Source organism: Paratractidigestivibacter sp. (genome assembly GCF_052362415.1).
Lineage (GTDB): Bacteria > Actinomycetota > Coriobacteriia > Coriobacteriales > Atopobiaceae > Paratractidigestivibacter.
This window is the reverse complement of record NZ_DAWEMK010000194.1, coordinates 1-1,925: the sequence shown is the minus strand read 5'-3', so window position 1 is coordinate 1,925 and position 1,925 is coordinate 1. Positions and strand designations below refer to the sequence as shown.

2 protein-coding genes are annotated in these 1,925 nt (G+C 65.9%); both read left to right on the top strand.

All coding sequences use genetic code 11. The annotated features are described in order from the left end of the window. The coding region (gene rpsI, locus ACT84W_RS10825) for a 30S ribosomal protein S9 (protein ID WP_444329225.1) at positions 1–351 on the top strand (351 nt) is incomplete at its 5' end. Positions 352–495: 144 nt separating this feature from the next. Beyond that, a complete protein-coding gene (glmM, locus tag ACT84W_RS10820; protein ID WP_444329224.1) occupies positions 496–1,833 on the top strand; it encodes a phosphoglucosamine mutase in 1,338 nt (445 codons plus the stop codon). The last annotated feature ends 92 nt before the right edge of the window (positions 1,834–1,925 follow it).

Below are 1,925 nucleotides of genomic sequence, written 5' to 3'. Positions count from 1 at the left end.
GAGGCCGTCGCCCGCGTCCGTCTCGTCCCCGGCACCGGCAAGTTCCTCGTCAACGGCCGCGACGCCCTCAACTACTTTGGTCGTCAGCAGCTCGTCGACAACGCCCTTGCCCCGCTCAAGCTGACCGAGACCGCTGATCGTTTCGACGTCCTCGCCAACTGCGACGGCGGCGGCATCAACGGCCAGTCCGGCGCTTGCCGCCTGGGCATCTCCCGCGCCCTTCTGGACGCCGGCGAGTACCGCGCCGACCTCAAGAAGGCCGGTTTCCTCACGCGCGACGCGCGTGCGGTCGAGCGCAAGAAGTACGGCCTCAAGAAGGCCCGCAAGCGCCCGCAGTTCTCGAAGCGCTAAGGCCTTCGAGCGCCAAATCTGCACCATGGGGGCCTGCCGACAAGTTCGGCAGGCCCTTTTTTCTCCGCTCAGACTGGTTACACTATTCAAGAACCAGTACACGCGATGCCGGCCGTCCGCCGGCGGACCGAGAAGGGACACCGAATGAAGTACTTCGGCACCGACGGCTTCCGTGGCCGCGCCAACGAGGGCCTCAACGTCGAGCACGCCTACAAGATCGGCCGCTACGTCGGCTGGTACTACGGCGCCCGCCAGGGCAAGAAGGCCCGCGTGATCCTGGGCAAGGACACCCGTCGCTCCAGCTACATGTTCGAGTCCGCCATCATCAGCGGCCTCGTCGCCTCCGGCGCCGACGCGTACATGCTGCACGTCATCCCGACCCCGGGCGTCTCGTACGAGGTCGTCGACGGCGCGTTCGACTGCGGCGTCATGATCACCGCTTCCCACAACCCCTACACGGACAACGGCATCAAGCTCGTCAACCGCGAGGGCTACAAGATGGACGAGGACGTCCTTGAGCTCATCGAGGAGTACATCGACGGCAAGTCCGAGGTGCCCCTGGCCACCGGCGACGCCATCGGCTGCACGGTCGACTACATGCAGGGCCGCAACCGCTACATCTCCAGCCTCATCGCGAGCTGTGGGTTCTCTCTCCAGGGCCTGAAGATCGGCCTTGACTGCGCCAACGGCTCCGCCTCCTCCGTCGCGCGCCCGGTCTTCGACGCCATGGGCGCCGAGACCCACGTGATCAATAACTCGCCCAACGGCTTCAACATCAACGTCGACTGCGGCAGCACCCACATCGACCAGCTGCAGCGCTTCGTCGTCCAGCACGGCCTTGACGTGGGCTTTGCCTACGACGGCGACGCCGACCGCTGCCTGGCGGTCGACGAGCGCGGCCATGTGGTTGACGGCGACCTCATCCTCTACGTCTGCGGCTGCTACATGAACAAGCACGGGCGCCTGGCCAAGTCCACGGTCGTCCCCACCGTCATGAGCAATTTCGGCCTGTTCAAGGCTTTCGACGCCGCCGGCATCGCCTACGAGAAGACCGACGTGGGCGACAAAAACGTCTACGCCTGCATGCGCGAGAACGGCTACACCCTGGGCGGCGAGCAGTCCGGCCACATCATCTTCAGCGACCTCGAGAAGACCGGCGACGGCATCATGACCTCCCTGCGCATCATGGAGGTCCTGCGCGGTGAGCGCGAGAAGCTCAGCGAGCTCACCCGCCCCGTCAAGCTCTACCCGCAGCAGCTCGACAACGTCCGTGTGACCGACAAGAACGCCGCGATGAATGCGCCCGAGGTCACGACCGCCGTGGCTAAGGCCGAGCAGTTCCTCGAGGGCAACGGCCGCGTGCTCGTGCGCGCCTCCGGCACCGAGCCGCTCGTCCGCGTGCTCGCCGAGGCTCCCGACGAGAAGCTCTGCGCCGAGGCCAACCAGATTGTGATTGCTGCGCTGGAGCCGTATAAGGCCTAACGGAGCCGCCGAGCACTGGTAGAATTTAAAAGTTACGAAGAAGGGCGCGCGCCGGGCTTCCTCGGCGCGCGCTTTGCGCACGCACCCCGGGG

Coding starts and splice junctions, on each gene's coding strand:
- glmM (WP_444329224.1), top strand. CDS start 496: ATGAAGTACTTCGGCACCGACGGCTTCCGTGGCCGCGCCAACGAGGGC.